This is a genomic window from Flavobacterium phycosphaerae (assembly GCF_010119235.1).
GTDB lineage: Bacteria > Bacteroidota > Bacteroidia > Flavobacteriales > Flavobacteriaceae > Flavobacterium > Flavobacterium phycosphaerae.
Genome location: NZ_JAAATZ010000001.1, coordinates 1,578,384 through 1,605,197, shown reverse-complemented (window position 1 = coordinate 1,605,197; position 26,814 = coordinate 1,578,384). Strand labels below are relative to the sequence as shown.

The 26,814-nt window shown below is 38.0% G+C and carries 27 protein-coding genes and 1 pseudogene; 8 read left to right on the top strand and 20 right to left on the bottom strand.

The window, feature by feature from the left end:
- The 8 genes from GUU89_RS07185 to GUU89_RS07150 form a co-directional block, all read right to left on the bottom strand.
- Positions 1 to 1,149, bottom strand: a complete 1,149-nt coding sequence (locus tag GUU89_RS07185) for a 3-hydroxyacyl-CoA dehydrogenase NAD-binding domain-containing protein (protein ID WP_162127283.1) — start codon at positions 1,147 to 1,149, stop codon at positions 1 to 3.
- Position 1,150: 1 nt separating this feature from the next.
- Positions 1,151 to 1,936 carry an enoyl-CoA hydratase-related protein gene (locus GUU89_RS07180; protein WP_162127282.1) on the bottom strand — a complete coding sequence of 262 codons (786 nt, stop codon included), beginning with the start codon at positions 1,934 to 1,936 and terminating at the stop codon, positions 1,151 to 1,153.
- Between the two features lie 62 nt (positions 1,937 to 1,998).
- Positions 1,999 to 2,499, bottom strand: coding sequence for a 1,2-phenylacetyl-CoA epoxidase subunit PaaD (gene paaD, locus GUU89_RS07175; protein ID WP_162127281.1), 501 nt, complete (start codon positions 2,497 to 2,499; stop codon positions 1,999 to 2,001).
- A 1-nt stretch (position 2,500) separates the two neighbouring features.
- On the bottom strand, positions 2,501 to 3,253 hold the full coding sequence (paaC, locus tag GUU89_RS07170; protein WP_162127280.1) for a 1,2-phenylacetyl-CoA epoxidase subunit PaaC: 753 nt from the start codon (positions 3,251 to 3,253) through the stop codon (positions 2,501 to 2,503).
- Position 3,254: 1 nt separating this feature from the next.
- Positions 3,255 to 3,539 carry a 1,2-phenylacetyl-CoA epoxidase subunit PaaB gene (gene paaB / locus GUU89_RS07165; protein ID WP_162128637.1) on the bottom strand — a complete coding sequence of 95 codons (285 nt, stop codon included), beginning with the start codon at positions 3,537 to 3,539 and terminating at the stop codon, positions 3,255 to 3,257.
- A gap of 54 nt (positions 3,540 to 3,593) precedes the next feature.
- Positions 3,594 to 4,550, bottom strand: coding sequence for a 1,2-phenylacetyl-CoA epoxidase subunit PaaA (gene paaA, locus GUU89_RS07160; RefSeq protein WP_162127279.1), 957 nt, complete (start codon positions 4,548 to 4,550; stop codon positions 3,594 to 3,596).
- Positions 4,551 to 4,702: 152 nt separating this feature from the next.
- On the bottom strand, positions 4,703 to 5,773 hold the full coding sequence (gene paaE / locus GUU89_RS07155; protein ID WP_162127278.1) for a 1,2-phenylacetyl-CoA epoxidase subunit PaaE: 1,071 nt from the start codon (positions 5,771 to 5,773) through the stop codon (positions 4,703 to 4,705).
- A gap of 115 nt (positions 5,774 to 5,888) precedes the next feature.
- A complete protein-coding gene (locus GUU89_RS07150; protein ID WP_162127277.1) occupies positions 5,889 to 6,464 on the bottom strand; it encodes a TetR/AcrR family transcriptional regulator in 576 nt (191 codons plus the stop codon).
- Positions 6,465 to 6,555: 91 nt separating this feature from the next.
- Here GUU89_RS07150 and GUU89_RS07145 point away from each other — a divergent pair, with 91 nt between their 5' ends.
- Complete coding sequence (locus tag GUU89_RS07145) at positions 6,556 to 6,864, top strand: rhodanese-like domain-containing protein (protein WP_162127276.1); 309 nt, start codon at positions 6,556 to 6,558, stop codon at positions 6,862 to 6,864.
- On the opposite strand, the gene GUU89_RS07140 is transcribed toward GUU89_RS07145, so the two are convergent.
- From GUU89_RS07140 to alaS, 12 genes are all read right to left on the bottom strand, one after another.
- The gene (locus GUU89_RS07140) at positions 6,861 to 7,508 is read right to left on the bottom strand and encodes a response regulator (RefSeq protein ID WP_162127275.1); all 648 of its coding nucleotides are present in this window, start codon (positions 7,506 to 7,508) and stop codon (positions 6,861 to 6,863) included. The two genes, GUU89_RS07145 and GUU89_RS07140, sit on opposite strands and share 4 nt — an antisense overlap.
- Before the next feature lie 2 nt (positions 7,509 to 7,510).
- On the bottom strand, positions 7,511 to 9,175 hold the full coding sequence (locus GUU89_RS07135; RefSeq protein WP_162127274.1) for a tetratricopeptide repeat-containing sensor histidine kinase: 1,665 nt from the start codon (positions 9,173 to 9,175) through the stop codon (positions 7,511 to 7,513).
- A 340-nt stretch (positions 9,176 to 9,515) separates the two neighbouring features.
- Complete coding sequence (locus GUU89_RS07130; protein ID WP_162127273.1) at positions 9,516 to 11,426, bottom strand: tetratricopeptide repeat-containing sensor histidine kinase; 1,911 nt, start codon at positions 11,424 to 11,426, stop codon at positions 9,516 to 9,518.
- A 57-nt stretch (positions 11,427 to 11,483) separates the two neighbouring features.
- On the bottom strand, positions 11,484 to 11,759 hold the full coding sequence (locus tag GUU89_RS07125) for a hypothetical protein (protein WP_162127272.1): 276 nt from the start codon (positions 11,757 to 11,759) through the stop codon (positions 11,484 to 11,486).
- Between the two features lie 37 nt (positions 11,760 to 11,796).
- Complete coding sequence (locus tag GUU89_RS07120) at positions 11,797 to 12,258, bottom strand: hypothetical protein (RefSeq protein ID WP_162127271.1); 462 nt, start codon at positions 12,256 to 12,258, stop codon at positions 11,797 to 11,799.
- A 71-nt stretch (positions 12,259 to 12,329) separates the two neighbouring features.
- A complete protein-coding gene (locus GUU89_RS07115) occupies positions 12,330 to 12,872 on the bottom strand; it encodes a DUF6252 family protein (protein WP_162127270.1) in 543 nt (180 codons plus the stop codon).
- A gap of 80 nt (positions 12,873 to 12,952) precedes the next feature.
- Positions 12,953 to 14,371 carry a hypothetical protein gene (locus GUU89_RS07110; protein ID WP_162127269.1) on the bottom strand — a complete coding sequence of 473 codons (1,419 nt, stop codon included), beginning with the start codon at positions 14,369 to 14,371 and terminating at the stop codon, positions 12,953 to 12,955.
- Between the two features lie 67 nt (positions 14,372 to 14,438).
- Positions 14,439 to 16,277 carry an outer membrane protein assembly factor BamB family protein gene (locus GUU89_RS07105; RefSeq protein WP_162127268.1) on the bottom strand — a complete coding sequence of 613 codons (1,839 nt, stop codon included), beginning with the start codon at positions 16,275 to 16,277 and terminating at the stop codon, positions 14,439 to 14,441.
- Between the two features lie 27 nt (positions 16,278 to 16,304).
- Positions 16,305 to 16,676: a hypothetical protein gene (locus GUU89_RS07100; RefSeq protein WP_162127267.1), complete on the bottom strand. Its 372-nt coding sequence runs from the start codon at positions 16,674 to 16,676 to the stop codon at positions 16,305 to 16,307.
- A gap of 75 nt (positions 16,677 to 16,751) precedes the next feature.
- Positions 16,752 to 17,702 (bottom strand): GSCFA domain-containing protein, encoded by a 951-nt coding sequence (locus GUU89_RS07095; protein WP_162127266.1) that lies wholly within the window; start codon positions 17,700 to 17,702, stop codon positions 16,752 to 16,754.
- Between the two features lie 36 nt (positions 17,703 to 17,738).
- The gene (locus GUU89_RS07090; protein WP_162127265.1) at positions 17,739 to 18,530 is read right to left on the bottom strand and encodes a hypothetical protein; all 792 of its coding nucleotides are present in this window, start codon (positions 18,528 to 18,530) and stop codon (positions 17,739 to 17,741) included.
- A 199-nt stretch (positions 18,531 to 18,729) separates the two neighbouring features.
- On the bottom strand, positions 18,730 to 21,366 hold the full coding sequence (gene alaS, locus GUU89_RS07085; protein ID WP_162127264.1) for an alanine--tRNA ligase: 2,637 nt from the start codon (positions 21,364 to 21,366) through the stop codon (positions 18,730 to 18,732).
- A 235-nt stretch (positions 21,367 to 21,601) separates the two neighbouring features.
- Here alaS and GUU89_RS07080 point away from each other — a divergent pair, with 235 nt between their 5' ends.
- The 7 genes and pseudogenes from GUU89_RS07080 (at position 21,602) to GUU89_RS07045 (ending at position 26,791) form a co-directional block, all read left to right on the top strand.
- On the top strand, positions 21,602 to 22,582 hold the full coding sequence (locus tag GUU89_RS07080; protein ID WP_162127263.1) for a peptidoglycan DD-metalloendopeptidase family protein: 981 nt from the start codon (positions 21,602 to 21,604) through the stop codon (positions 22,580 to 22,582).
- Positions 22,583 to 22,615: 33 nt separating this feature from the next.
- Positions 22,616 to 22,948, top strand: coding sequence for a MerR family transcriptional regulator (locus GUU89_RS07075; RefSeq protein ID WP_162127262.1), 333 nt, complete (start codon positions 22,616 to 22,618; stop codon positions 22,946 to 22,948).
- Positions 22,949 to 23,011: 63 nt separating this feature from the next.
- Entirely contained in the window at positions 23,012 to 23,605 is a 594-nt protein-coding gene (locus GUU89_RS07070) for a LemA family protein (RefSeq protein WP_162127261.1), read from the top strand.
- 9 nt (positions 23,606 to 23,614) lie between these two features.
- A complete protein-coding gene (locus GUU89_RS07065) occupies positions 23,615 to 24,052 on the top strand; it encodes a TPM domain-containing protein (RefSeq protein ID WP_162127260.1) in 438 nt (145 codons plus the stop codon).
- Between the two features lie 131 nt (positions 24,053 to 24,183).
- A pseudogene (locus tag GUU89_RS07055) lies at positions 24,184 to 24,854 on the top strand (TPM domain-containing protein).
- 17 nt (positions 24,855 to 24,871) lie between these two features.
- The gene (locus GUU89_RS07050) at positions 24,872 to 25,285 is read left to right on the top strand and encodes an RrF2 family transcriptional regulator (protein ID WP_162127257.1); all 414 of its coding nucleotides are present in this window, start codon (positions 24,872 to 24,874) and stop codon (positions 25,283 to 25,285) included.
- A gap of 81 nt (positions 25,286 to 25,366) precedes the next feature.
- The gene (locus GUU89_RS07045) at positions 25,367 to 26,791 is read left to right on the top strand and encodes an alginate export family protein (RefSeq protein WP_162127256.1); all 1,425 of its coding nucleotides are present in this window, start codon (positions 25,367 to 25,369) and stop codon (positions 26,789 to 26,791) included.
- Positions 26,792 to 26,814 lie beyond the last annotated feature (23 nt).

The following is a 26,814-nucleotide window of genomic DNA, read 5'->3' as shown; positions in this document are numbered from 1 at the left end:
TTAGAAAAAGGTTTTATTGGAGGCGCTCATTCTTCTTAACAACGCACTGCAACGGTACCGGTCTTCGTGGTATTCGTTATACAATTCGTCTAATTTTTCTACACACCACTTGATTCCGAGTTCGTCAGCCCAAGCGAGTAATCCTTTTGGGTAATTTACTCCTTTGGTCATGGCATTGTCGATATCTCTGGCTGAGGCGATGTTTAAAAATAAAGCTTCGGCCGCTTCGTTGACCAGCATAACAATAACTCTGTCGAATATGCTTTTGGCCAAAGTCAAATCTTGGGTAGGTTTTGGCAATTCGGTATTGTAATTATAAAATCCTCTTCCTGATTTTCTTCCGAAGAAACCAGCTTCTGCTAAACGTTTTTGGGTGAAAGAGGGTTTGTATCTCGGGTCGAAATAGAATGACGTAAACACACTTTCGGTTACGGTATAATTGACATCGTTTCCAATAAAATCCATAAGTTCGAAAGGTCCCATGCGGAAAGCACCGATGGTTTTCAAAGCCCAATCGATAGTGGCAAAATCAGCTACGCCTTCTTCGTATATTCGCAAACTTTCGCTGTAAAACGGGCGTGCCAAACGATTTACGATAAAGCCCGGCGTGTCTTTTACTACGGCTACTACTTTCTTCCAATCAGTTATTGTTTTTACTGTAGACTCTAATACGGCTTCGCTGGTTTGCACGGCCGGAATTACTTCGACCAATTGCATTAAGGGAGCCGGATTAAAAAAGTGAATTCCGATAACGCGTTCCGGTTTTTGACAGGAAGCCGCTATGAAAGCTATTGATAATGAGGAGGTATTTGAGGCTAATATCGTTTCTGGTGAAACGTAGTTTTCTAATTCTGAGAATAATTTTCTTTTGATTTCGGCATTTTCCACAATGGCTTCAATAACCAAATCCGAATGCGACAAATCGCCCAAGGCATGAGCATAGGAAATATTACTGATGATTCGGAATTTTTCGCTGTCGGTGATTTTTTCTTTTTCCACCAATTTGGACAGCGTGTTTTCTAAAGCAGTTTTGCTTTTGGCCAATGCTTCCTGATTGGTATCGTAAATTTTCACATCGCAACCGGCTGTGGCCGCTACTTGCGCAATGCCACTTCCCATAGTTCCCGAACCTATTACTGCTACTTTCATACTATTCGCCTTTAAATTCGGGTTTTCTCTTTTCTACAAAAGCAGTAACGCCCTCGTTATAATCGTAGGATGAACTGGCTTCAATTTGTAAATCGCTTTCTAGTGTCAACTGTTGTTCCAACGAATTGTTAATGGACTGATTCAATAATCGTTTGGTCAAACCAATTGCTTTGGTTGGCATGGCAGCTAAAGTTTCGGCTAAAGCTTGTACTTCTTCTTCAAAGGTGGCCGTTGGATATTCTTTGTAAATCATTCCCATGACCAAGGCTTGAGCAGCACTTACTTTATCGCCCAACATCATCAAAGCTGAGGCTCTTTGGAAACCGATTAATCTTGGCAGAAAAAATGTTCCGCCACTATCCGGCACCAAACCAATTTTGCTGAACGCCTGAATAAAACTGGCATGTTCTGTAGCTACTACGATATCACAGGCCAAAGCGATATTGGCTCCTGCTCCTGCAGCTACTCCATTGACAGCAGCAATGATTGGCTTTTCAATGGTTCTAATTTTTTGAATGATGGGATTATAATGTTCTTCCAAGATTTTTCGGAAGCCCGGGTTTAATTCCGGTGTGGTGACTTCTTTTAAGTCTTGCCCGGCACAAAATGCTTTTCCGTTTCCGGTGATTACTATGGCGCGAACATTACGATCAACAGCACAGTCGTCTAACTTAGCTTGTAACGACAAAGCCATTTCACGATTGAAACTGTTAAACACATCGGGGCGGTTAAGATAAATCCACGCGATATTGTTATCAATTTTTATTTCAATTGAATTGTTGCTCATACCTTATTTTAATTGAAACCTACAAGTCCCGAATGTTCAGGATTGAATACTTTATAGGTTATTTATTTTAAACATTTGAAGTAGTCAAATGGTTCCTGACAGTCTTCACATTGAAACAAAGCTTTGCAGGCGGTTGACCCAAACTGGCTTATTACTTTTGTATTCAATGATCCACACTGCGGGCACTTTACTACTTTTTTATTTCCCAATAATGCTTCTTTGTCTGCTTCAGCAGTTAACGGGGAAGCAATCCCGTATTTTTCTAAGGCCGCTCTGCCTTTAGGTGTAATCCAATCGGTGGTCCAAGCCGGTGAAAGGACTAAATCTACTTTGGCTTCGTAACCTTTTGCTTTGAAGGCGCTTTTGATATCATCTCCAATCACGTCCATGGCTGGGCAACCGCTGTAGGTTGGTGTAATTTCCACCTCAACTAGGCCATTTGCTATTTTTGCTGAACGCACTACGCCCATTTCCATAATCGACAGAACCGGAATTTCCGGATCGGAAACCGTTTCCAAAATTTCGAACAATGATTGGTCAATATGAAGTTCGGCTGTTGTCATTTTACCAAGTCATGTTGGGATAGGTGCGTTGCATGTATTGTAAATCAGCTAACAAATACCCCATGTGTTCACTGTGTATTCCTTCTTTTCCTCCTTTTTGAAAATATTCAATCGCCGGCACTTGTAAAGTTGACTCTTCTAAAACAGCATTTACTTTTTGATAATAATTGGCTTTTAAAAGGGTCACATCAACGCCTATTTCTTCAGCAACCATGGCTTTATCGACCTCAGTTTGGTGGAATAGCTCATCGGTAAAAATCCATAAATCGTTGATAGCGGTCTGGATTCGGTTGTGACTTTCTTCTGTACCGTCGCCTAATCTTCTGATCCAATCGGAAGAGAAACGGGTGTGGTACAAAACTTCTTTGATGCTTTTTTTGGCAATAGCTGAAAGTGTTTCGTCTTTACTGTTTTGCAATTCTTCTAATAAGGCCAAATGGAAGACATCAAACAAAAACTGTTTGGCAATGGAGTAGCCAAAATCAATATTAGGTTGTTCGACTAAAAGTACATTTTTATACTCTCTTTCAATGCGCAGAAAAGCTACAGTATCTTCGGTAGCTTCGCCGCCTTGCAATTTGGCTACATACTGGTAATAACTTCTGACTTGTCCCAATAAATCGAGAGAAATATTAGTCAAAGCAATATCGGTTTCCAAGCTGGGACCATGGCCGCACAACTCCCCCAAACGCTGCCCTAAAATCAGGGAGTTATCTGCAATTCCGTAAATGTATTGAATCAGTTTTTCTTTCATCTTACATGTGTTTTAGTTCGTCAGGCAGTTCGTAAAAAGTTGGATGACGATAGGCTTTGTCCATGGCCGGTTCAAATGTTTCTCCGTTGTTTTCCGGATTGGAAGCGGTGATTTGATTGGATGGTACCACCCAAATACTTACCCCTTCCATGCGACGGGTATATACATCACGGGCATTTTCCAGTGCCATAGTGGCATCGCTGGCGTGAAGCGAACCGCAGTGACGGTGCTCTAATCCGTTTTTACTTCTTATAAATACTTCCCAAAGTGGCCAGTTTTTCATAATTATGAATTTTAAATTAAGAATTATGAATTAAAACAGTTCATAATTCGTAACTGATTATATTGCTTTCTTTTCTTCTTGATTTGCTTGTTTTTCGGCGTAAGCCATAGCGGCATCTCTAACCCAAGCCCCATTATCCCAAGCGTCTTTCCTTGCAGCTAAACGCTGTTTGTTGCAGGGTCCGTGTCCTTTTACCACCTGCCAAAACTCTTTCCAATCGATATCGCCCCAATCGTAACGTTTCTTTTCCTCATTCCATTTTAGTTTATCATCGGGTATGGTTAGTCCTAAGATATTGGCTTGCGGTACGGTTTGGTCAATGAATTGTTGACGCAACTCATCGTTCGTTTTACGTTTTAATTTCCATTTTACCGATTGCTCGGTGTTTGGAGATTCGGCATCAATAGGACCAAACATCATTAAAGACGGCCACCACCAGCGGTTTAAAGCATCCTGAGCCATGGCTTTTTGTTCGGGAGTTCCGTTGCAAAGCGTTAACAGAATTTCGTAGCCTTGACGTTGGTGAAAACTTTCTTCTTTACAGATGCGAACCATAGCGCGAGAATAAGGTCCGTAAGAGGTTCCCATTAACGCTACCTGATTGATAATCGCGGCGCCATCAACCAACCAACCTACAGCACCCATATCGGCCCAAGTTACCGTTGGGTAATTGAAAATACTGGAATATTTTGCCACCCCGGTGTGTAGTTGTTCGTATAATTGTTCTCTTGAGATTCCGAGGGTTTCGGCGGCGCTGTAAAGGTACAAACCGTGTCCGCCTTCGTCTTGAATTTTGGCTAAGAGGGCTACTTTTCTTCTCAAGGAAGGAGCTCTGGTTATCCAATTGGCTTCAGGCAGCATGCCGACAATTTCGGAATGAGCATGTTGTGAAATTTGACGGATGTGTGTCAATCGGTATTTTTCCGGCATCCAGTCTTTGGGTTCGATTTTTTCATCGCGGGCGATGCGGGCTTCGAAAATTTCTTCCAGGTTTTTAATTTCTTTCTCTGACATAATTTTAGTAATTAGTCGTTAGTAATTCGCTTTTACTTTACAGTTATTTTGATTCCTTTTGTTTCTTTTTTAGCCCCAATGGGAGCGAGCTACCGTGTAGCGCGGACAGCGGGAAAATGGATTCCTAAAAGGCCCAAGCTCTTCGCTCCTGCTTACAATCCGAAATCGACTACCACTTTTTTGGAGGTAGGTACGGCTTGACAGCTCAGGACATAATTCTTGGCCAATTCGTCTTCTTCGAGCGAATAGTTGAGTTTCATTTCTACCGTTCCGTCTACCACTTTGCAACGGCAGGTACTGCATACGCCCCCTTTGCAGGCAAACGGCAAATCGGCTCCGGCGGCTAAAGCGCCATCGAGAATGTTGTCAAAATCTTCACCCATAGTGAAATGAAATTCTTTTCCGCCATCGATAATAGTGACTTCGGTTCCTTCGACTTTTTTCTCTACTATTTTGTTTATTCGTTGTTTGTCTTCTTCGGATATACCGGTGTTGAACAACTCGAAATGTATTTTTTCTTTGGGCAAACCGGCGGCGGTTAATTCGTCGCGCAGTAGATAAATCATTTCTTCCGGACCACAGATGAAACATTCGTCGGTTGAAGGAATATCGATGATTTTATCGGTTAGCAGTTGTATTTTTTCTTTGGTAAAACGACCGTTCAACAGCTCAATGTTTCTGTGCTCTTTGGTTAAGAAATGAAAGATTTCGAAACGTCCGAAATACTTATTTTTTAACTGTTCAATTTCTTCTTTAAAGATAATGGATTTTACGGTTCGATTTAAATAAAACAGCTTAAAAGTGCTGTTGGGCTCGGCCGCTAAATGGGTTTTGATGATAGACAAAATGGGTGTGATTCCGCTACCGGCCGCAAAGGCGATATAGTTTTTGGCCTGACTTGAGGTTTCGGTAAAGAAGGTTCCGTGAGGCGGAATTATATCTAACGAATCCCCTTTTTTCAAAGTGTCATTAACAAAAGTGGAGAATAACCCTCCGTTGATTTTTTTTACCGCTACTTGCCATTTATTGTCCATTGAACACGAGCATAACGAATAATTTCTTCTGACTTCGTTACCGTCAATGGTGGCTCTCATCGTTAAATGTTGGCCTTGTTTGTATTGAAATTCGGCTTGCAATTCCTTTGGAATATCGAAAGTAATTACCGAACAGTCTTTGGTTTCTTTATAAATATCAGCGACTTTGATGCTATGAAATTTTGCCATAAATCTTATTTAAAATAAAACTAACAACTGTTAGTTTACTAGGCAAATTTAAGTATTATTTATTAAAATGGTACTACAACGTTTGAAAATTTAACACCGATTGATTATCAATAATTTAACCCGTTACAATTCCGTACAACAGTACCTGAATCATATTGGATTTCAGCACAGCCGGGTCGGGGCTTTTTTTCTTGCCATACCACAGATACAGCGTACGTAAAGTGGAAAGTGTGGAAAAAATAATCACCTCCAAATTGAGGTTTTTGATTTCGCCGTCGGCAATTCCTTTTTTGATAATGGTTTGAAATTTTTCTTCGTAATCTTCTCGCATTTTGATGAAGTACGCCAATTCGGCATCAGACAAATGCATCCAATCGTTGTTCAGGCAAGCCAAGGCGTTGGCATCCCGCAAGGTAATGTCAATATGCAACTGAATGATTCTTTCTATTTTTTGGATGGTGGATTCTTCGGAACGCACCACATCGTTCATTGTTGTGGTAAATTCTTCGGCAATTTCGATAATGATTAAGACCAGAATTTCCTGTTTGGATTTGATGTGATTGTATAAGCTCGCGGCTTTGATATCCATGGCTTGGGCAATATCGCGCATGGTTACGGCGCTATAGCCTTTCTCTTTGAAAAGTTGGGCAGCCACGGTAATGATTTCGGTTTTTCTATCGGTAATCTTCATAGGATTTCAAATATACAGTAATTTTTGAATTCGTGACTTTTGTCATGCCAATTGTCTGTGGGTATCTTTACCTTTGGCCAAAAATAACATCATGGGATTATTCAGTTTTTTAGGATTGGGAAATAAGGGCAAGGATATTAAAGAATTTGTATCCAGAAATGCCGTCATCATTGACGTGAGAACCATCGGAGAATTTCAAAGCGGACATATTAAAGATTCGAAGAATATTCCTTTGGATACGGTTTCGAGAAAAATAACCGAAATCAAAAATTGGAACAAACCGGTAATTGTTTGTTGTCGTTCAGGAATGCGCAGTGCTCAGGCAGCTTCTTTACTGAAAAGCAATGGAATTGAAGTATTGAACGGCGGGGGTTGGCAAAGTTTGGAAAGTAAGCTTTAAATCAAATTGTTGTTTTTGGCTTTTTGAATGGCTTCCAGTTTGTTGTGCACTTGCAGTTTGGTATAAATATTTTCGATATGTTTTCTAACCGTAGAAGGCGACAGGAAAAGATTATCGGCAATGATGTTGTAATTTAACCCTTTGCTGAGTTGCTCTAAAACTTCTACTTCTCTGGTGGTCAATTTAATTTCATCATCGCATTTTTGTTCAAAATCAACCGGATTTCTGAGTAGTTTCAATGTTTTTAACGCTATCGAAGGATTCATAGCCGCACCGCCATTTAACGTTTCTAGAATGCCTTGATGCAACTCTTTCGGGTTGACTTCTTTTAGCAAATAACCGTCCGCTCCGGCTTTGATAGCATTGAAAATATTTTCATCGTTATCAAAAACGGTCAGCATGATGATTTTGATTTGCGGGTATTTGGTTTTGATGATTTTGGTGGCTTCGATGCCGTTGCATTCGGGCATTTCGATATCCATTAAGATCAAATCGATATTTTTATTTTTCTCTAATTTTTGCTGTAAATCATTGCCGTCAACGGCGGTAAATTTCAACACTAAATCCTCAAAAAAGGACAATTTTTCGGCAACCGCTTTTTGCAAAAAAATATTATCATCTACTATGGCTATTCTTACTGACATTTTTATGGCTTTTTAAAACACAAAATAACTGTAGTTCCAGATTGTTCTTGTGACGTTATGGTAATTTCTCCGTTTAATTCTTTAGCGCGTTTTTTTAAATTGTTCATTCCGTTACCGGATAATATTTCAGCTTCATCAAATCCTTTTCCGTTGTCATTAATCGTGATTTGGAAAGTATCTTTTTCTTTAAAAATCGTTACCGTTATCTTGCTGGCACGAGCGTGTTTCAGGCTATTATTTATGGCTTCTTGTATGATTCTGTATACGTTCATTCCTTCTACCGAACTGAAGACATTGGCTTTGAGTTGGTCGTCACAGTTAAATTCAAATTCGATGTCTTGGGAAGCCAATTTGGCTTTTCCGATAAAATTAGAAATACGGGATTTTAGGTCTTCAAAAGTGATTTCATCTTTGTTCATCGCCCAAATGGTATCGCGCAATTCATAAATGGTTTCCTTAGTAAATCCGCTGATTGAGGATAATTTTTCTTCCAACCTTTCATCGGTTATATGGAAACCATATTTCAAATTATCTAAAGAAGAAATGATAAACGTGAGTTGTGCCCCGATATTGTCGTGCAAATCTCTGGAGATTCGGAGTCGTTGTTCCTGTAATTTAGTTTGGGTTTCAATTTTCAGCAACGCATCTTTTAATTCGTTGTCTTTTTGCAATTGAATCGTTTTTAGCTTTTGACGATTGAAAAAGATAAAGCCTATCAAAATCGCAAAAAGTGCTAAAGAGAAAGCCCCCAAAATCCAGATGTTTTTTTCCGCAATTTGGGCCCTTTGCAGCAGGATTTCCTTTTCTTTTTGTTCGGTTTGGTATTGTGTATCTAACTCGGCTTGTTTGGTTCTGATATCGGTATTCATGATGCTGTCTTTGCTCAGTACATGATTTTTGTAATTGACTAAAGCATTTTTAAAGTCGTTATTGTTTTCATAAACTTCAGACAATCCTCTATAATTATCTTCTAACAAGGATGGATAATGATTTTTTTGGCTCCACAGTATGGCTTTTTTAAAATAAACAATGGCTTCTTTATCTTTTCCTATTTCTTTGAAATAATAGCCATAAAAATTTAGGTTTTCAGCAATACCGAAAATGTCATTTATCTTGAGCCGAATTTGGTAGGCATAATCAAAAAGCCGCTTGGCGTCTTCCGGTTTCTTTTGCATTAACTTTACAAAAGCAATTTTGTTAGCACTATACGGAATGCCGATTTCATCCTTCCTTTTTTCTTTTAAAACCATAGCTCTTTGGTAGAAAAACAAGGCGCTATCCAGTTCATCTTTCATTTCTTTCAAAACACCATAGTTGTCATAAATAGCCATCAGCGCGCCTTCATCACCATTGGCTTCAGCCATTTTCATGCCTTTTTGCATATTATACAACGCCATTTTCATGTCGCGTTTTTTGAGCTGATAGCCATATTCCGCATAAGCTCCCGCTAATTTTTTTGTTAGCTTCAACTTGTCGTACCAACGAATCGCATGGAGCATGCAATTTGTATTCTTATCATACTTCCCTTGAAAGTAATAAACCAAACCTAAGTTAGCGTAAGAGTCGGCAATGCCTTGATGGTATTTTAGTTTTTGAGCATTGATTAAATTTTGTGTAAACCAGTTAACGGATTGGGTGGTGTTAGCAATTTTAACATCGTACTGCATGTTGTTGATAGAATCAATTTGGTCTCGAGTTATCTTTTTTGAGCACAGACTGAAAGCCCCGTCAGGAGCAGAAAGAGGAAAACGAAAGTTATTTTTGCTTTATTAAAATGCACTTAAAACCAAATTATTTAATAAATTTAAGTAATTCAGATGAAAAAAAGTCCTTTCCAAACAAATTGATTTTGCTTGACGAAATCAAAGTTTGAAAAGGACAACAATAAAAACAACCTGTTTTTAAATTTTAAAATCGATCATGGATTGCTTTTACAAATGTGATGTCTTACACTCAAAAAAAAAATACGACAGATGCCGTATTTAATTCTTTTCTACTTCCCAAACTTTATCCCTTTCGATTAGGTAATGTAATGGCAATACTGGTACCGGCATCCATTGCAGCATGTATTTCGAAAGTGCCGCCAACATCAGCAATTCTTTTTTTCATATTGGCGATTCCGTTACCCAATTCAATGTTTTCTATATTAAATCCTTTGCCGTTATCTTCAACGAGAATCTTAATCGCATGGGCATCCGGAACAATTTTAATTAGGATTTGAGAAGCTTCGGCATATTTTATACTGTTGTTGATTCCTTCCTGAATTGTACGGTAAATATTCATGCCTTCCAGGGAAGTGAAGGTTATATTTTTCAAATCGGGATCAATTTCAAAACGAAACTGAATTTCTTCTTTGGCTTCTTTTGCTTTATCGATAAAATTATGAATTCGGGTTTGTAAATCTTCAAACGAAATTTCGCTTTTGTTCATTGCCCAAATAGTGTCTCGAAGCTCTATAATCGTGGATTTGGCAAAGGTACTGATGGTACTCAATTTGGTATCGAGCTTGGCATTTTGCAAATCAAAAGCATATTTGATGTTATCAACAGAGGATATAATGAACGTCAATTGCGAGCCGATATTATCGTGTAAATCTCTTGAAATTTGCAATCGTTGTTCCTGCAATTTATTTTGCGTTTCGATTTTGGTAATCGCCGATTTGAGTTCAAATTCCTGTTGCTGCTGTTTGTTTTTGAGTTTTTGGCGGTAATAAACCAAATAGGACACAATCAGAATACCCAAGATTATGCCGGTCAGAATAATGAACTGAATATTTTTCTTGCGGATTTCGTTTTCCTTCTCCAGAATTTTTGTTTTTGATTTCAGGAGTAGTTTTTCTTTCTTTTCGTTTTGGTATTTGGCTTCGAGTTCGGAGAAGCGTTGTTCGCGTTCTACATCAAAAACAGAGTCTCTGAGCTTGATATAATTTTCCTGTTCTTCAACCGTTTTTTCTAAATTATTGCGTTTCTTTTCAAATTCGGCTTTCTGAAAATAATAATCTCGTAATTTTTCGGCACTGTTGCTTTTTTTGGCATATTCATAAGCCGTTTTAAATAGTTTCTCTGCCTTGGTAAAGTCATCCAATTGGTAAGCAATGGTAGCCAAATTAGTGTAGCACGTAGCTCTTTCGTAGTAATAATTAAAATCTTTGGTTTCGTTACCATTAACAAAATTGACATCACATATTTTAAGCGAAGTGGCAATCCATTTTTGAGCTTCTTTGTATTTTTTTTGTTTTAATAAAGTGTTCCCAATATTGTTGTAAGTATCCGAAATATTGAGTGTATCTTTGCCTTTGATGTATTTAAAAACTTTTTTGTGATAATACAAAGCGCTGTCCGGTTTTTTCCAGTCATCATAATTTATAGCTATGGCATTGAGTGTATTGCTGATATATTGAGGGCTGGTTTTTTTATTTGCTAACCAAATATTCAATGCCTTCTTACCATAATAAACGCCTTTCTTATAGCTCTCAAAATCGTGATAGGTGAGTGATAAATTGGTATTAAAGAAAGCAATCCAATTGTCTTTTTTGTTGGCTTCGGCTAATTTTAATCCATCAAGAGAATAGCTGATAGCTTTATCGTATTGGCCATTTTTACGATACACTTTGGACATGTTATTATAGAGCGTCAGTAAGGCATCTTTGCCTTCTGTTTTTTGGAACATTCCGATGGCTTTTTCTCCATAATAAATAGCACTATCGGGCTGACTGTAATCTCCGCAACGGGCATTTTTGCAGAAATAATATTCGGCTTCATCGGCGGTGGATTTAATGTTCTTTTTGGCTATTTTAAAATAGTAATCAGAAGAATCCTGTGAAGTATAGGCCTTGATTAGTATTTTTTTTATTTCTTGTGCTTTGGTAAATGAAATACAACAAAACAAGAAATAGCCACAAAGTAAAATTCTGTTCATTTGAAGATTTTATAGTATAAATATAGCATAAATGTTAAAATTTTCAACATTGCTCTTTTATTTTCTTGAGGCTAACTCTTCAAACAATTGGTAATTCAAATCAAATAGTTCTTTATTGAGTGTGGTATTAATCACTTTCATTTTTTGTTTTAATTCTTCGGTAACTTGTAATTGATTGTTTTGAACCCGATGTTCTTTACTGATATGCACAATAAACTCTTCCAAAACTTGAAGCTTCGCCTGATATTTCAATCGGTCTGTTTGAATTTTATCTAACAGATAGACTATCAATACCAAGAAGAAAATGGCTAAAAGAGTAATTATATAAATCATTAAAAAAAGTTCAAAACAATCAATTAGAAATAAATTTTTATTGGTGCGTAATTCCGCTGATATTCAGACTACCTTCAGTAATCGTTTTATTTACAGTTGAATTGTTTCCGACAAAATTAAAGGTGGCTACTATTTTATTATTAATCGTATCGCAAGTCGTAACATTAATAGTTCCTGAAGTGGAATTAAAATAATCTCCCGGAAAATTAGCCCCATCATTCGTTAAATAAGTCAGCCAAGAAGTAGTCATATCAAACGATTGTTGCGCGGCAAAATTCCCGATTTTAGCCGGAAAGTGGAACTCTAAGATTTGGTCCTCTCCTTGAAATCCGTAAATGTCAATATATCTTCCTCCGGCTACAACATTGGTATAAAGTGTTGCCTGTACAGTTTCTGCAGTTGTTGCGGTTCCGTCAACTTTAAAGGTTACTCCTGCCGATGAACTGGAACTACTGCTACTGTCACTGCTACACGATGACACCATTACCATAGTTGCCATAACAAATAAAACTACTCCTATTTTTTTATTGTTTTCATTTTGTTTAGTGATAAAAGTTAAACAAGGTTAGATTATAATTCTAAGCGAAATGATCCTTCGGTAACACTTTTGGTGCCTCCGGAACAGTCGTCATTTTCTTTAACCTCTTTTCCGTTAAAACTAAAGGTTCCTTCGATTTTGGTATCATCTACAAAAGTAATTTGCACCGAACCGGTTGAAGAGGAACAAAAATTGGAACTATAAGTAGTAGAGGACATTGTACTGGTATTAACATCAATGAGCGACAAGCCTCCTACTACAACATCTTCTGAATTGGCTTCGCTCAAATCATAAGTTCCCACGTCCAATGTTCCGTCAAGGGCATAAATTTGAATGTTAACCGATTTCCCTTCTAAGGAGAACCCTTGTAAAACTAAATTACCGCTATTGTATCCTCCGTTGGCAAATTGACCTTCGGCTAAAACGGCTGACCCATCTACTTTGGCTTTTACAAAAGTTCCTGTAGCCGGACCACTAAAACCCCCACCTCCTGAACTATCGCTGCTGGAGCATGATGTCACTAAAGCGGTTAAAGAAAGTAAAAGGGCTAATCCAAATTGTTTACTTGTTTTCATAATTATTTAAGTTTAAGTTATGGGACAAATTTGTCTCTTAAACTTCTTGTAATCAATACGGCACATGTCGTATTTAACCGTTATTGCTTGTAGAGAAGCTTTTCTTTTGAAATAGCAATGGCCTTAATTACTTGTTTCCCTTCTATTAATGAAGTAAAATAGAGCACTTCGGCTTTTTCATCATAAAATGGATTGCCATCGTAATCATTAGAATTCACTTTACTCCCGAGATTTATTGGTGCTGACCATTTTTTCCAGGTATCATCCAAGCGGTAAGAAACATAAATATCATTATCCCCTATAGAACTGAATCCGTCACTACTAAAAAGCAAAGTGCGTTGGTCGGACAGTAAACAAGGCGAAGCTTCTTCTCCGGCTGAATTAACTTGTTTTCCCAGATTTTGCAAATATGTATAAGTTCCGTCTTCCTTTTTTGTCGCAAAATACAAATCGTGTCCGCCTTGAGTCATATCCGTTTCAATTCCCATCACAAGGGTTTTGGCATCTGCTGTCATAGAAACAGAAGAGGTTTCATCGTAATTGGCATAGGCAGCAATTTTCAGCAAGCCTATGGGTTGGTAGTTTTTATCCAAAAATTCATAGCCGGTTTCTCCGGTTCCTTTGGCAAAACTTTTACCGCTTTTTAAGAAAAAATCCGTTTGGCAGGCTGCTAAAAAATTATAGCTGTTATTGGTATTCAATAAATCGCTTTCTGCTACCGGAGCGGACCATTGCCCATTTTGTTTGCTACAGGAATAGATAATTTCTTTGTCATTTGTTTCATCGGTGAAAAAGAGTTTTTGTCCATTGGGTGAAACCACAACGCAGGACGGAATTAAATTACCGACTGAAACTACTTCGGCTGAGGCTAACGTTTCAAAAGCCGGTATTGTATTGATTTTGGCCTCCAATGGAATTTCGGAATCAGAAATACCTATAGCGTCTATTTGCTTTTGGCCCGGCAGGAGCGCAAAATTAAATTCAACCCGAACCGCCACAACGCCTGAAACAGCTTCCTCCAATATTGCATTTTCAATACCGGGATTGAGTACTTCGGGAGCTTCTTGTATTTTTCTTCTTTTGCGTTTGAAATAATATTTTCTGTCCGCCGGAATAGCGGCTTTAAATGTGGGCGTTTTGTAATTAACTTTACGTGACCAAACGGTTTGGTATTTTCCGGAACCGTTATCTACAGCTATTCTGACTACACAGCCTGCATTCAAGTTTTCAAAAACAGCAACTTGTTTTACCGTTTGTGGATTCTCAAAACCCACTTCTACCCATTCATAGCCTTTCAGAGCATCTTTCGGCATCCAGGCATTGGGACTTAGACCGCCTTGCGGAAAAGCATCGGGTCTTCCTAAAATTCTTTTAACACCGTTTTGTTTTCCACCCAAATCAGAAGAAAATTTAATGGCTTTACTGGCCCATTGTACTTGCTGAGCATTCAAAGAGAAAAGAACTAAAAGCAAGGAACTAAGAAATAGTATTTTTTTCATAATTATACTGATTAAAAAAGGGCTACAAATACAATTCATAGCCCCAATCCAAAAAATCCACAATTATTTAGTTATTCACTTTAATCTTTTCTACTTTTTTGCCTTTGAACGCAAAAATGTATTCTCCATCTGAAGTGATATCAATACCGGCACCGTATTTTGGGCTACCACCTTTTCCTTTTGACTGTACAGATCCTTTAGTTTCTCCGTTAGTCATATCAATACCATAGATGATGTTTTTGCTGTTTCTTTGATCTCTTAAGAAATAATTATCCCCGATGTGGTAGAAATAATCAACTCCTTTTATTTTCTCAGAAGCATAAGCGCGGGAACCGTCTTTTTTGTTGTAGGCCGCTAATCCTTTTTCGGAAAGCACTACCACTTTATCATCAAAATCAATAACATCAGTAGCTTTACCTACTCTGGCATCGTTGTGTTTTACATCGTACAATTGTTTTCCGCTGGCAATATCATAGCTGTAAAATTCGTCGCCATCCCCAACGAAAACCGTTTTGTTATCATCTAAAATCAAATCCGTAATTCTTTTATCAAACTTCTCTGAACGCCAAGCGGTAGTTCCGGTTTTATCATCTAAACACAATACAGAGTTCTTTTGAGCTTTGTAATCCCAGTAGATGTAAGGCACCCATTGTTTAGCAGTACCGCCGCCAAAACCACCAAGTGCTAATCCTGCTGATAGTCCGCTGGAAGTTTCTTCTAATCTATACTCTTGCACTTGCACTTTACCTCCAACTTGCACCAAAACTTTATCACCGGCCAAGTAGATATTTGGCATACAAAATGCGCCTGTTATTTTTTCTGAAGCCCAAATTAGTTTTCCGGAATTTAAGTCATGTTTCTCTACATATTTGGTTCTGTCTCTTGTTCCCAAGATTACAATGTAAACAGCATCATTAGTAAACAAAGGATCGGCAATAGTTCTGTAAATTTTAGAACGTTTTCCTCCACTGAACAAACCGCCATTGGCACCGGCCATATCGTTTTCGTAGTTCACATTCCAAATTTTTTGACCCGTGTTGTAGTCGTAAACATTCATACCGTCTAAGTACATGAATATTTTATCGCCTTTTATCCATAAATCAATAATGGCACGACGGGTTACCAACTCTTTCTCAATAGTACCAAGGAAAGTAGCGTCCCAAAGCACATCTCCGTTAGCCGCATTGATTCTTACCAATTGGTTTTTAAATCCGGAGAACAAAGCGCCCAGAGCCGTTGGTTTGAAATTGACCATGATGATTTCATTGCGTTTGGCATCGTATACATATTTACCCACGCCACCTTTGAAACGGTTGGTTTCCCAAATTTTCTCTCCGGTATTGGCTTTTACCAAAATCACAGAATTTCTTTGTGAGATTAAAAACGAGTCTAATTCATCAATGTATTTTACTGTTTCTAATTCGCCTTGATCGGTTCCTTCTTCCGTTTTAGTACCGCCTTTCGGAATTAAATCCTGGTACAATTCGGAGTTCCATAATTCTTTACCGGTAGCTAAATCAAGTACTGCAACTCTATCGGTTCCTAAACTTCTTTTGTCAAACAGAAATAAATAACCGCCTTTTTCTTTCCAAATGGTGTATTGGTATTCTGAATTGTTGGTTTTGTTGGTCGTTAATTTTTTATAATCACCGTTCCAAATGGCTTTACCGTTGGCATCAATCACTGAAGCCGAATTGTCATCGGTTCCGATTATGTATTGACCATCGCCATCACACAAAGCCAAACGAGTTGCTTTGTTATCAAACTCAGATTCCCAAACGGTAGCAAAACTTCCTGATTTTTTTCCGGCTGATTTGCCTTTGCCTAATAGTTTCCCAAATTGGGCATTTGCCGGTAATGTGACCGCTAAAACCAGTGTCATCATTACTAAAGTACTTTTTTTCATGTTCTTATTGTTTTTATTGTTAGGTTGTTAAAAAGTAGCGGTATAGCGTATTTTATACCGTTGTTGTTTTTGTAATTTGAATTGAAATTTGTGTTGCAGAATGTAATCCGACATGAAATTGATGAAGTCAATGTTCTTGATGTCGCTGTCAACTTTAAAGAAAGAAGAGACCTTTCCGTTTTGTACTATGCCAATGTCAATGACCATGGTGCCTTTGACATCGGGAAATTTTTTGTTTTTCCTTTTGGTAAAATCTTCGGCATGAAATACCTCATCGATTTCTTTGATTACGGTGTTTGAAACTTCTTCTTCATCCGTAAGTACCGGCCTTTGAGCTAAGGCTGGAGTAGCGCACATCACCAGAAAAGTGATTACTACAATGGTTTTTAAAATTTTCATGATACAGGTTGTTAATTACTTAGCAAACCTATATTTAAAACCTACAGTAAGAAATACGGCAAATGACGTATATTGTTAAAATTGAAGCTGTGGAAACTGCTCTTGAAGCTTGATAATCTTTTGGTTAAGATTAGTCAAAAACTTTTGATGGCTTTCGGTATTGGGATTGAAAGGACGATGTGCTAAAGCTTTTTGAATAGTGTCCACTTCAGCCATAACCGGAATACAAGTATCAGCGATATGAGTTGAGGCGAAGCGCTCCCATATGTAATCAATAGCAGTTGGATTAGGATGCAACATGTCTTCGGTATAAAAACGGTAATCCCGAAGTTCGTCCATTAGAATTTCGTAGCTGGGAAAATAATTCAGGAATGAGGAGTTAGGATTTAGGATTTGTTGAATTGCCGTAATCAAGTGGGCTTTACTGCGTTGGTTTTCGACAAAACCGTCTTTGAGATGACGCACCGGTGAAACAGTAAAAATGATTTGACAGTCTGGGTTTATTTTTTGAATTAAACCTACAGTATTTTGTATCGAATTTTCAATAGTGGTTACTGAAAGGATTTCTTTATCGAATTGGTTCTGCGCCACTTTATGACAATTAGCCACAACTTCGTTGGATGTTTTTAGTTTATAAACCCACGAGGTGCCATAGGTAATTAGACAATGAGTTGCTTTGGAAATTTGAAGCTGAAAATCAGAAACTTTTTGATTCAAATTTTTTAAAAAAACTTCTTTATCCGGGTGACTTAATGCTGAATGAACTTCGTAGCAATGCCACAAATCGTTGTGAAAAAAAACATCCTCGTTAGTGAATGGCTGTTGGTTAACATCCCGGGACAGCAGTTTTTCGATAGAAACCGGATTGAAGATAATACCAAAAGGATTAACCGAATTTTGAAATTTAAAGTGGTGGAATTTGGCTCCGATATTTTCGGCAAAGCAAGAACCTAAAGACACTAATCTTGATTGATAATCAATAGGATGATGGCTTTTAGAAATAGGAACTTTGGTAGAAAACTGCATACTAATTCAGATACTTTACTACAAAGCTAACTGAAATTAATTATAAAAAAACTGTGTTTTTAAATGATTTGAATTTTCAGTGCCAAAAAGCGGTTTTTCTGAAACTATTTCTGAAGGATAGTTGTCCGCATCGTATTTAAAAGCACTTTCGTAAAGATCATTGGATGAAATAATTTGATCGGTATCTGTATAAATAACCGTTGAAGCTTTGTTAATAGCAGCAATATTGTTGGCTGACATTGTAGCAGACTGATCTAACAATTTATTAAATCCCAAGATGTTAACTAACGGATTGCTTTTTGAATCATATTGATACGTTACTTTTTGTGTCGAATTTACGTTAGCTGCAGTATCATCAAACGTTCTTTCGTCTTTTGTAAGATTTCCGTTTTGAAAATATAAAACGCCGTGATAAAGTTTTACTTCATTGTTAGCTGAATCTTTGGTAGTTTTTTCATAAGTCACCGTACCGTTAGCATTGTGACTGTAATGCATTTCATAATTGGTTGAAGAAACCACTTTTACCAATTGATTATTATCGTACGTATAGTCTAATTTGTTTTGAACTAGTGTAGCATTGTCAACCTCAACAATCGTTGTAATCAAATTATTGGTATAAGTAAACTCGGTTGTTTTGGCATCACTGTTACTGCTTATGATTTTGTTTCCGTCATAAGTAAATACCGTTTCCGTAGAAGAACCATCATTGGAAACCTCCACTAGTCTTTTAAGTAATTTTGATTGATTACCATCACTATCGGTTGAACAAGAAGCAAAAGTTAAGCTTACGATAGCAACAATACAAAGTAATTTTATAGCATTTCTCATAGTAGGTCTATTTGTGGCACAGATAAATTTGGGATTTCTCTAATACAATCCAAATGTATAGAACCACTACAGAAACAAAAAAGTATTTCGATATACGGCAAATATTTCTGTTCTATAGCACTTTACGAACGTATATACTACAACAAAACCCTTTCAATTAATGCTTGAAAGGGTTTTTTATATTACAGTTTACTAAATATTATTTAACGAAATCTAGTGCTTTTTCAAGGGCCTCTTTGATTCCGGCTACATGCTTTCCACCAGCTGTAGCAAAATACGGTTGTCCGCCTCCGCCACCTTGAATGTATTTGCCCAATTCGCGAACTACTTGTCCGGCATTTAAGCCTTTGTTTTCAACCAATTCTTTTGAAATATAGCAGGTCAACATAGGTTTATCGTCTTCGGCGGTGGCCAAAAGAAGAAATAAATTAGTGCCTAAGGTTCCCAGTTCATACGCCAAGTCTTTAGCACCTTCCGGATTCAAATCAACTTGAGTCGCTAAGAATTTTACCTCATTGATTTCTTGTAGTTGAGCTGCCAATTCTCCTTTAAGTCCTTTAGCTTTTTCTTTTAGCAATTGCTCAATTTGTTTTCTCAACTTAGCATTATCATCCTGTAACGACACTACTGCTTTCAAAGCATCCTGAGGGTTTTTCAGGGTTTCTTTGATTTCCGATAAAATGGTTTCATGTTGCGTAAAGTATGCTTTCACAGCATCACCGGTAATCGCTTCTATACGACGGATTCCTGCCGCAACCGCTCCTTCCGAGATGATTTTGAAATGCCAAATCTCACCCGTATTTTTCACATGAATTCCACCGCAAAGTTCCTTGCTGTCGCCAAACTCAATCATACGAACTGTATCACCATATTTTTCACCAAATAATGCCATAGCGCCTTGCTCCATAGCTTGCTGAATCGGGATATTTCTGTATTCAACTAATTGCAATTGCTCTTCGATTCTGGCATTTACAAAAGCTTCCACTTGCTGAATTTCTTCCTCAGTCACTTTGGCAAAATGAGAAAAGTCAAAACGTAAATAGTTTGGATTTACTAACGATCCTTTTTGCTCCACGTGCGTTCCTAAAATGTTTCTCAAGGCCAAATGCATCAAGTGCGTTGCGGAGTGGTTTTTAGATGTAGAGGTTCTCAAATCGGTATTCACTTTGGCAACGAATGTAGCATTTACATTTTCCGGCAATTGTTTGGCAAAATGCAAAATCAAGTTGTTTTCTTTTTTAGTGTCGATGATGTCAATGATTTCATTGGCCGATACTAATGTTCCTTTATCGCCCACTTGTCCTCCTCCTTCCGGATAGAAAGGGGTGTTATTTAAAACGATTTGGTATAAAACACCGTCTTTTTTACTATCTACTTTACGGATACGAGTAATTTTTACTTCGTTTTCAGTTTGATCATAGCCCACAAAAGTTTCTACATTGCCCGGAATCAGTACTGACCAATCTTCCGTAGAAACTTCAGAAGCAGCCCGAGAACGATTCTTTTGTTCTTGCATAGAAGCATCAAATTCGCTTTCGTTGAACGACATGCCTTTTTCTTTTAAAATCAGAGCTGTCAAATCTTTCGGGAAACCGTAAGTATCGTACAATTCGAATGCTTTGGCACCGGAAACTTCATTGCCTTTGGTTTGAGCCACTACATTTTCCAGCAATTGCAATCCTTGGTCTAAGGTTCTCAAGAAAGAAGCTTCTTCCTCACGGATTACATTAGTAACCAACTGCTGTTGCGATTTGATTTCGGGGAAGAATTCGCCCATTTGATTAGCTAAAACTTCCACCAACTTGTTAATGAAAGGCTCTTTGGTATTCAAAAAAGTAAAACCATAACGAATCGCACGACGCAAAATTCTACGAATAACATAACCGGCTCCGGTATTGGAAGGCAACTGCCCGTCAGCAATAGCAAAGGCTACCGCTCGAACGTGATCCACAATTACGCGAATGGCAATGTTGGTTTTGTTTTGTTCTTCTGATATATTTTTTTCTTCGTTAGAAGTGTATTTTAATCCTGTGATTTGCTCAATTTTGGCAATCAGTGGCGTAAACACATCGGTATCGTAATTAGAGGTTACGTTTTGCATGGCCATACACAAACGCTCAAATCCCATTCCGGTATCTACGTGTTGGGCCGGTAATTTTTCTAAAGAACCATCGGCTTTACGGTTGAATTCCATGAATACGTTGTTCCAAATTTCCACTACTTGCGGATGGTCGGCATTCACTAAGCTTCTTCCTGAAACAGCTGCTCTTTCAGCATCAGTTCTTAAATCGATATGGATTTCGGAACACGGACCACAAGGACCTTGATCGCCCATTTCCCAGAAGTTATCTTTTTTGTTCCCCAAGATAATTCGGTCTTCGGGAACATATTGTTTCCAAATATCCCAAGCTTCCTGATCAAACGGAACATTCTCATCGGGGTTGCCTTCGAAAACAGAAACATACAAACGGTCTTTGTCTAACTTTAATACTTCGGTCAAAAATTCCCAAGCCCAAGCCAGCGCTTCTTTCTTGAAATAATCACCAAACGACCAGTTACCCAGCATTTCAAACATGGTGTGGTGGTAAGTATCAAAACCTACATCTTCTAAATCGTTGTGTTTTCCTGACACTCGAAGACATTTTTGCGTATCAGCTATTCGTTTGCTTTTGGGAGTGCCATTGCCTAAAAAGTATTCTTTGAATTGCGCCATACCCGAGTTGTTGAACATTAGGGTTGGGTCGTCTTTTAAAACGATGGGAGCCGAAGGAACAATTAAGTGTCCTTTGCTTTCAAAGAAATTGAGATATGCTTTACGAATGTCTTGTGATTTCATTTTAGATTGTTAGATTGTAAGCACTTAAGACTGCTTAGATTTTAAAAAATGGTTTACTAACTAGCCCTGATCGCAGCGACACCTTGTATAGCGGAGAGCAGGAAAATGGTCTACTGAAACCGCCCGAACATTTCGCTCCAAAAATAAAATTAGATTCGGAATGAAACATTTGTTAAATTTGTTCGTATAACCATTGTTTGTTAAAAACCAGCACAAAAATAGTATAAAATAAAAAATGGCGAAGAAAGTAAAGTATTATTTCGACCCCGAAAGTTTGGCTTACCGGAAAATTAAACCAAAACTATCAAAAAAATTGGGGTATGCCGCATTGTTTATAGTAGCTTCTGCTTTATTTGGCTTTTTGTGTTTTGTGGTTTTACTGAATTCATCCTTTTTAGAAACTCCGAAAGATCGTTTACAGGCTCGTGAAATTGAAACCATGAAATTGAAATACGCCCTTTTGAATAAAAAGATGGATCAGATTGACGAAGTTTTGGCGGATGTAGAAGACCGGGACAACAACATTTACCGAGCTTATTTCAACACCTCTCCTATTCCAACTGAGCAAAGAAAAGCTGGTTTTGGGGGAGTGAATCGATACAAAGAACTGGAGGGTTTTGACAATTCGGAGTTAGTGGTCAATACTTCCAAACGCGTTGATGTCATTTCGAAAGAATTAGCTATTCAGTCTAAATCGTTGGATGAAATTTTGAAACTGGCTAAAGAAAAAAACAAATTATTGGCTGCGATTCCGGCGATTCAACCGGTAAAAAACGAGCAGTTAAAAAGAATTGCTTCGGGGTTTGGTTATAGAAGTGACCCTTTTACCAAGGTTCGTAAAATGCACGAAGGCATGGATTTCACAGCCTCAACCGGAACACCCATTTTTGCTACCGGTGATGGTATCGTAAAAAGTGCAGACAACTCGAAATCGGGTTACGGTAACCACATTGAAATCAGTCATGGTTATGGGTATCTGACTTTATACGGTCATTTGAGCAAATACAAATGCCGCGCCGGACAAAGAGTAAAACGCGGTGATGTTATTGGTTATGTAGGCAGCACCGGAAGAAGTGAAGCCCCCCATTTGCATTACGAAGTACATAAAGACGGGAAAGTAGTAAACCCGTTGAATTTTTATTACGGCAACATATCGGCTGCTGAATATACAGCCATATCTAAAGTAGCTAATCAGGAAAATCAATCGCTGGATTAATCGTCGGTTGATTTACCATAAAACGCAAACACTATGCAGGTAGAGTTAAAAGAAGGAAAAAGATATTACAGTATTGGGGAGGTCGCCAAAGCTTTTGGTGTAAACGCTTCATTAATTCGTTTTTGGGACAAAGAATTTGACATTCTAAAACCCAAGAAAAACGCCAAAGGCAACCGAATGTTCACTCCCGAAGATGTAAAAAACCTGCAACTTATTTATCATTTGGTAAAAGAGCGCGGCTTTACTTTAGATGGCGCCCGAATTCATTTGAAAGAAGGCCAAAAGAAAACCCTTGACAAGTTTGAAATCATCAGCAAACTGGAAGGCGTAAAAATGCAATTAATGCAAATCAAGAATCAACTTTAGTTTGATTTTTTGTAACATTCAAAACAATTCAAAAACAAATAACAAATCTTAAATTAAAACAAAATGAACTTTAAAAAATTTTTACCTTGGATTATTGCCGTAGTTGTGATTTTTGGAATTTACAGCTGGGTGAAAGGAATTAATAATACGGCTGTAGAATTAGGCCAAACAGTAGAACAATCTTGGGGAGATGTGCAAACGTCTTACCAAAGAAGAAACGATTTAATCGGTAATTTAGTGAACACTGTAAAAGGAGCAGCAGACTTTGAAAAAAGCACTTTAACAGCCGTAATTGAAGCTCGTGCCAAAGCCACCTCAGTAACCGTTGACCCAACTAACATTACTCCGGAACAACTGGCTGCTTTTAATTCCGCACAATCCGGAGTTTCATCGTCATTATCAAGATTATTGGTTTCAGTAGAGCGTTATCCTGAATTGAAAGCCAATCAAAACTTCTTGAAATTACAAGACGAATTGGCTAGCACTGAAAACCAAATTTTAACCGCCAGAACTCGTTTTAACGAAGCAGTTAAACCATACAACACACACATCAAAACATTCCCAAACAACTTATTTGCGGGCATGTTTGGTTTCAAAGAGAAAGCTTATTTCCAATCAGTGGAAGGAGCAGAGAAACCGGTAGAAGTAAAATTCTAATTGACTACCATGTCTAAAGTAGAAGATTTTTTGACTACGGCAGAAGAGCAGGAAATTGTGGCTGCCATTGGTATGGCCGAGAAAAATACTTCCGGAGAAATCAGAGTACATATAGAAAAAGAAACTTCCATGGCTCCTATTGAAAGAGCTGTGGAGGTTTTTAATCAACTCCAAATGCAGCAAACGCAGGAGCGCAATGGCGTATTGATTTACCTTGCTGTTAAAAGCAAACAATTTGCCATTTGTGGTGATGAAGGGATTGATCAAAAAGTACCGACTGATTTTTGGGATACTACTAAAGACATCATGGTATCCCATTTCAAAAACGGAAATTTCAAACATGGTTTAATTGATGGCATTTTAAAAGCCGGTGAACAGTTAAAAACCCATTTCCCTTATCAAAGTGATGACACCAACGAACTTTCCAACGAAATATCAAAAGGATAATGAAACAGTTATTTACTATACCCAAAATACTGACGCTTTTCGTTTGCCTTTTAGTGTCGCACATCAGCTTTGCACAATTTACAATTCCTGAAAAACCGGATTTTCAAACTGCTGTTTACGATTACGCCAATCTGTTAAAACCGGAAGAAAAAACACAACTGGAAGAAAAACTGATACGCTATTCCGATTCGACTTCCACTCAAATTGTAATTGCTACTATAGTTGATTTAAAAGGCGAAAGTATTGATGTGGTTTCAACCAATTGGGCCCAAAAATGGGTGTGGGTCAAGCCAAAGAAGACAACGGTGTTTTTATTTTAGTCTCTAAAAATGACCGAAAAATCAGCATCCGCCCGGGTTATGGTTTAGAAGACCGACTCGTAGCTGGGATTTGTGGTGAAATTATTCGAAATGTAATTGTACCCGAATTCAAAGCCGGCAGCTATTATAATGGTTTAGACAAAGGTGTCGATACTATTATTGAAGTAGTCAAAGGAAAATACAAAGGCGAAAGAAAACAAACCAAGAAAAAAGATAGTTTTCCTATCATTCCCCTTATTGTCATTTTTATCGTCATCATTATTATCATTGCTAAAAATAAAAATAACGGAGGCGGCAACAATTCAGGCGGACGAAGTGGCGGTCTTGACTTAGCCGATATTATTCTGTTAAGCAGCCTAGGCCGTGGTGGTGGCTTTGGCTCATCAGGCGGTTTTGGCGGTGGCTCATCCGGTGGTGGTGGCTTTGGCGGTGGCTTTGGCGGTGGCGGATTCTCCGGTGGTGGTGCCAGCGGTGGTTGGTAAAATAAGTACTATAAAAGATGTTATCACAAAAAGCAAAATATGCTCTCAAGGCTCTACTCTATTTAGCCGAACAGGAAGAAAATACCATTTCCAGAACGGTTGAAATTGCAGAAGGCGCTAATATTCCAAAGAAGTTTTTGGAACAAATTCTGCTTGATTTGAAACGAAAACACATAGTTAGTAGCAAACAAGGAAAATTTGGCGGCTACTATCTTTTAAAATCTAAAAACGACATCACTTTAGCCGAAATTCACCGCATGTTTGACGGAGCCATTGCATTACTGCCCTGTGCTTCTCCTAATTTTTATGAGCCTTGTTCGGATTGTAAGACAGAAGTCAGCTGCCAGTTACGACACGGATTGGTCATAGTCAGAAATGAAACTTTAAAGGCAATGGAAGCTATTTCCATTGCCTCTTTATTAAAAAAATAGTTTTTGTTTAAATTCTACTTATTTTATAGAATTTATATACATTTGATCTGAAGTAAAACAAACTATTCTGACCAAATACCTATGAATTCAAAAAAAATACTCTTTATTATTACTTCCTTTTTTGCCTTTAGCCTCGCCTCAGCCCAATCGAGTGATGACATTTTAAATTTATTAATCCAGAAAGGAGTAGTAAAACAAGCCGATGCTGATTCCATTAGAGCTGATTATGCCATCAAACAACAAGAAAAACCAAAAGACAAATCACTGACCATAGACTTGATGTTGAAAAACCGGTTTGAAGTCAGAAACGGTTATGCCTCAATTCCGAGTGAAAATTCAGCAGCAGCCTTATTTGTCAATCAGAGAACCCGCCTAAGTTTAAATTATCAGCATAATAACCTATTCAATTCCGTGGTCTCTTTTCAGGATGTCAGAGTCTGGGGAATGCATGACCCGAGGGGTTTAAACGGAACCGTTCAATTATTTGAAGGCTATGTAGAACCTTTTTTATCCTCTTCATTTTCAATTCGAATAGGTCGTCAACGCATTATTTATGACAACCAACGTTTATTTGCTGAAAATGAATGGCAAGTAAACGCCAGAGCGCACGATGCGATAACTTTCAAATATCATAACAATAAACTTTCCGTTGAATTGGCCAGTGCCTTTAATCAAGCGAACGAGAGAGTTTTTGGGACCGATTTTACGCCTTCAGAACCAAGTATTACTCCGGCAAATGCGTCCCCATCATCATGGACAAACTACAAGGCACTTGGTGTAAATTACATCAAATACGATCTTACCCCAACTATTACAGCGACCAGCATTGTGGTAAGTGATGGCTATCAGGACACCGCAAACACTGAAAAAATATTCTGGCGATTTACCTATGGTGGCCGATTAGAATACACCAAAAAGAATTGGTATGTAACCGCTAGTGGCTATATACAATCGGGCAGAAATGCCACCGGAAAAACCATTGAGGCATGGTATCTTCAACCGGAAGTAAAATACTCGCAGCCTGATAATTTCATGTTTCGATTAGGTGCTGAAATTTTTAGTGGCGATAAAGGAACCATTGGAGAGAAGGACCACAACTTTGTACCTCTTTATGGAGTAGCTCACCGTTTCAATGGCTTTATGGATTTGTTCACCAAATTTCCTGGTGATTTGAATAACGCCGGTTTGGTAAATCCTTATTTGTTTATTATCAAAAACATAACTTCAAAATTAGAAATTGGCTCTTATAATCACTTATTTTTTACACAGCGTAATTTCGTGGATACCAATGAAAACCAATTGACAAAATACATGGGGTACGAGCATGATTTATTGCTAACCTACAAACCGAACAGTTATTTCAATTTGGAAGGCGGCTTTTGTTTTGCCTTACCAACGGAGACAATGACCACCATCAAAAAATCGGGAGAAGCAGCTCGTGTACCCACTTGGTTTTACCTGCAATGCAAGTTTACTCCTCGCTTGTTGAAAAACGTTTTTAATTAATAACAATCACTACATAAAAAATC

Coding starts and splice junctions, on each gene's coding strand:
- GUU89_RS07185 (WP_162127283.1), bottom strand. CDS start 1,149: ATGAAAGTAGCAGTAATAGGTTCGGGAACTATGGGAAGTGGCATTGCG.
- GUU89_RS07180 (WP_162127282.1), bottom strand. CDS start 1,936: ATGAGCAACAATTCAATTGAAATAAAAATTGATAACAATATCGCGTGG.
- paaD (WP_162127281.1), bottom strand. CDS start 2,499: ATGACAACAGCCGAACTTCATATTGACCAATCATTGTTCGAAATTTTG.
- paaC (WP_162127280.1), bottom strand. CDS start 3,253: ATGAAAGAAAAACTGATTCAATACATTTACGGAATTGCAGATAACTCC.
- paaA (WP_162127279.1), bottom strand. CDS start 4,550: ATGTCAGAGAAAGAAATTAAAAACCTGGAAGAAATTTTCGAAGCCCGC.
- paaE (WP_162127278.1), bottom strand. CDS start 5,773: ATGGCAAAATTTCATAGCATCAAAGTCGCTGATATTTATAAAGAAACC.
- GUU89_RS07150 (WP_162127277.1), bottom strand. CDS start 6,464: ATGAAGATTACCGATAGAAAAACCGAAATCATTACCGTGGCTGCCCAA.
- GUU89_RS07145 (WP_162127276.1), top strand. CDS start 6,556: ATGGGATTATTCAGTTTTTTAGGATTGGGAAATAAGGGCAAGGATATT.
- GUU89_RS07140 (WP_162127275.1), bottom strand. CDS start 7,508: ATGTCAGTAAGAATAGCCATAGTAGATGATAATATTTTTTTGCAAAAA.
- GUU89_RS07135 (WP_162127274.1), bottom strand. CDS start 9,175: ATGCAGTACGATGTTAAAATTGCTAACACCACCCAATCCGTTAACTGG.
- GUU89_RS07130 (WP_162127273.1), bottom strand. CDS start 11,426: ATGAACAGAATTTTACTTTGTGGCTATTTCTTGTTTTGTTGTATTTCA.
- GUU89_RS07125 (WP_162127272.1), bottom strand. CDS start 11,759: ATGATTTATATAATTACTCTTTTAGCCATTTTCTTCTTGGTATTGATA.
- GUU89_RS07120 (WP_162127271.1), bottom strand. CDS start 12,258: ATGGCAACTATGGTAATGGTGTCATCGTGTAGCAGTGACAGTAGCAGT.
- GUU89_RS07115 (WP_162127270.1), bottom strand. CDS start 12,872: ATGAAAACAAGTAAACAATTTGGATTAGCCCTTTTACTTTCTTTAACC.
- GUU89_RS07110 (WP_162127269.1), bottom strand. CDS start 14,371: ATGAAAAAAATACTATTTCTTAGTTCCTTGCTTTTAGTTCTTTTCTCT.
- GUU89_RS07105 (WP_162127268.1), bottom strand. CDS start 16,277: ATGAAAAAAAGTACTTTAGTAATGATGACACTGGTTTTAGCGGTCACA.
- GUU89_RS07100 (WP_162127267.1), bottom strand. CDS start 16,676: ATGAAAATTTTAAAAACCATTGTAGTAATCACTTTTCTGGTGATGTGC.
- GUU89_RS07095 (WP_162127266.1), bottom strand. CDS start 17,702: ATGCAGTTTTCTACCAAAGTTCCTATTTCTAAAAGCCATCATCCTATT.
- GUU89_RS07090 (WP_162127265.1), bottom strand. CDS start 18,530: ATGAGAAATGCTATAAAATTACTTTGTATTGTTGCTATCGTAAGCTTA.
- alaS (WP_162127264.1), bottom strand. CDS start 21,366: ATGAAATCACAAGACATTCGTAAAGCATATCTCAATTTCTTTGAAAGC.
- GUU89_RS07080 (WP_162127263.1), top strand. CDS start 21,602: ATGGCGAAGAAAGTAAAGTATTATTTCGACCCCGAAAGTTTGGCTTAC.
- GUU89_RS07075 (WP_162127262.1), top strand. CDS start 22,616: ATGCAGGTAGAGTTAAAAGAAGGAAAAAGATATTACAGTATTGGGGAG.
- GUU89_RS07070 (WP_162127261.1), top strand. CDS start 23,012: ATGAACTTTAAAAAATTTTTACCTTGGATTATTGCCGTAGTTGTGATT.
- GUU89_RS07065 (WP_162127260.1), top strand. CDS start 23,615: ATGTCTAAAGTAGAAGATTTTTTGACTACGGCAGAAGAGCAGGAAATT.
- GUU89_RS07050 (WP_162127257.1), top strand. CDS start 24,872: ATGTTATCACAAAAAGCAAAATATGCTCTCAAGGCTCTACTCTATTTA.
- GUU89_RS07045 (WP_162127256.1), top strand. CDS start 25,367: ATGAATTCAAAAAAAATACTCTTTATTATTACTTCCTTTTTTGCCTTT.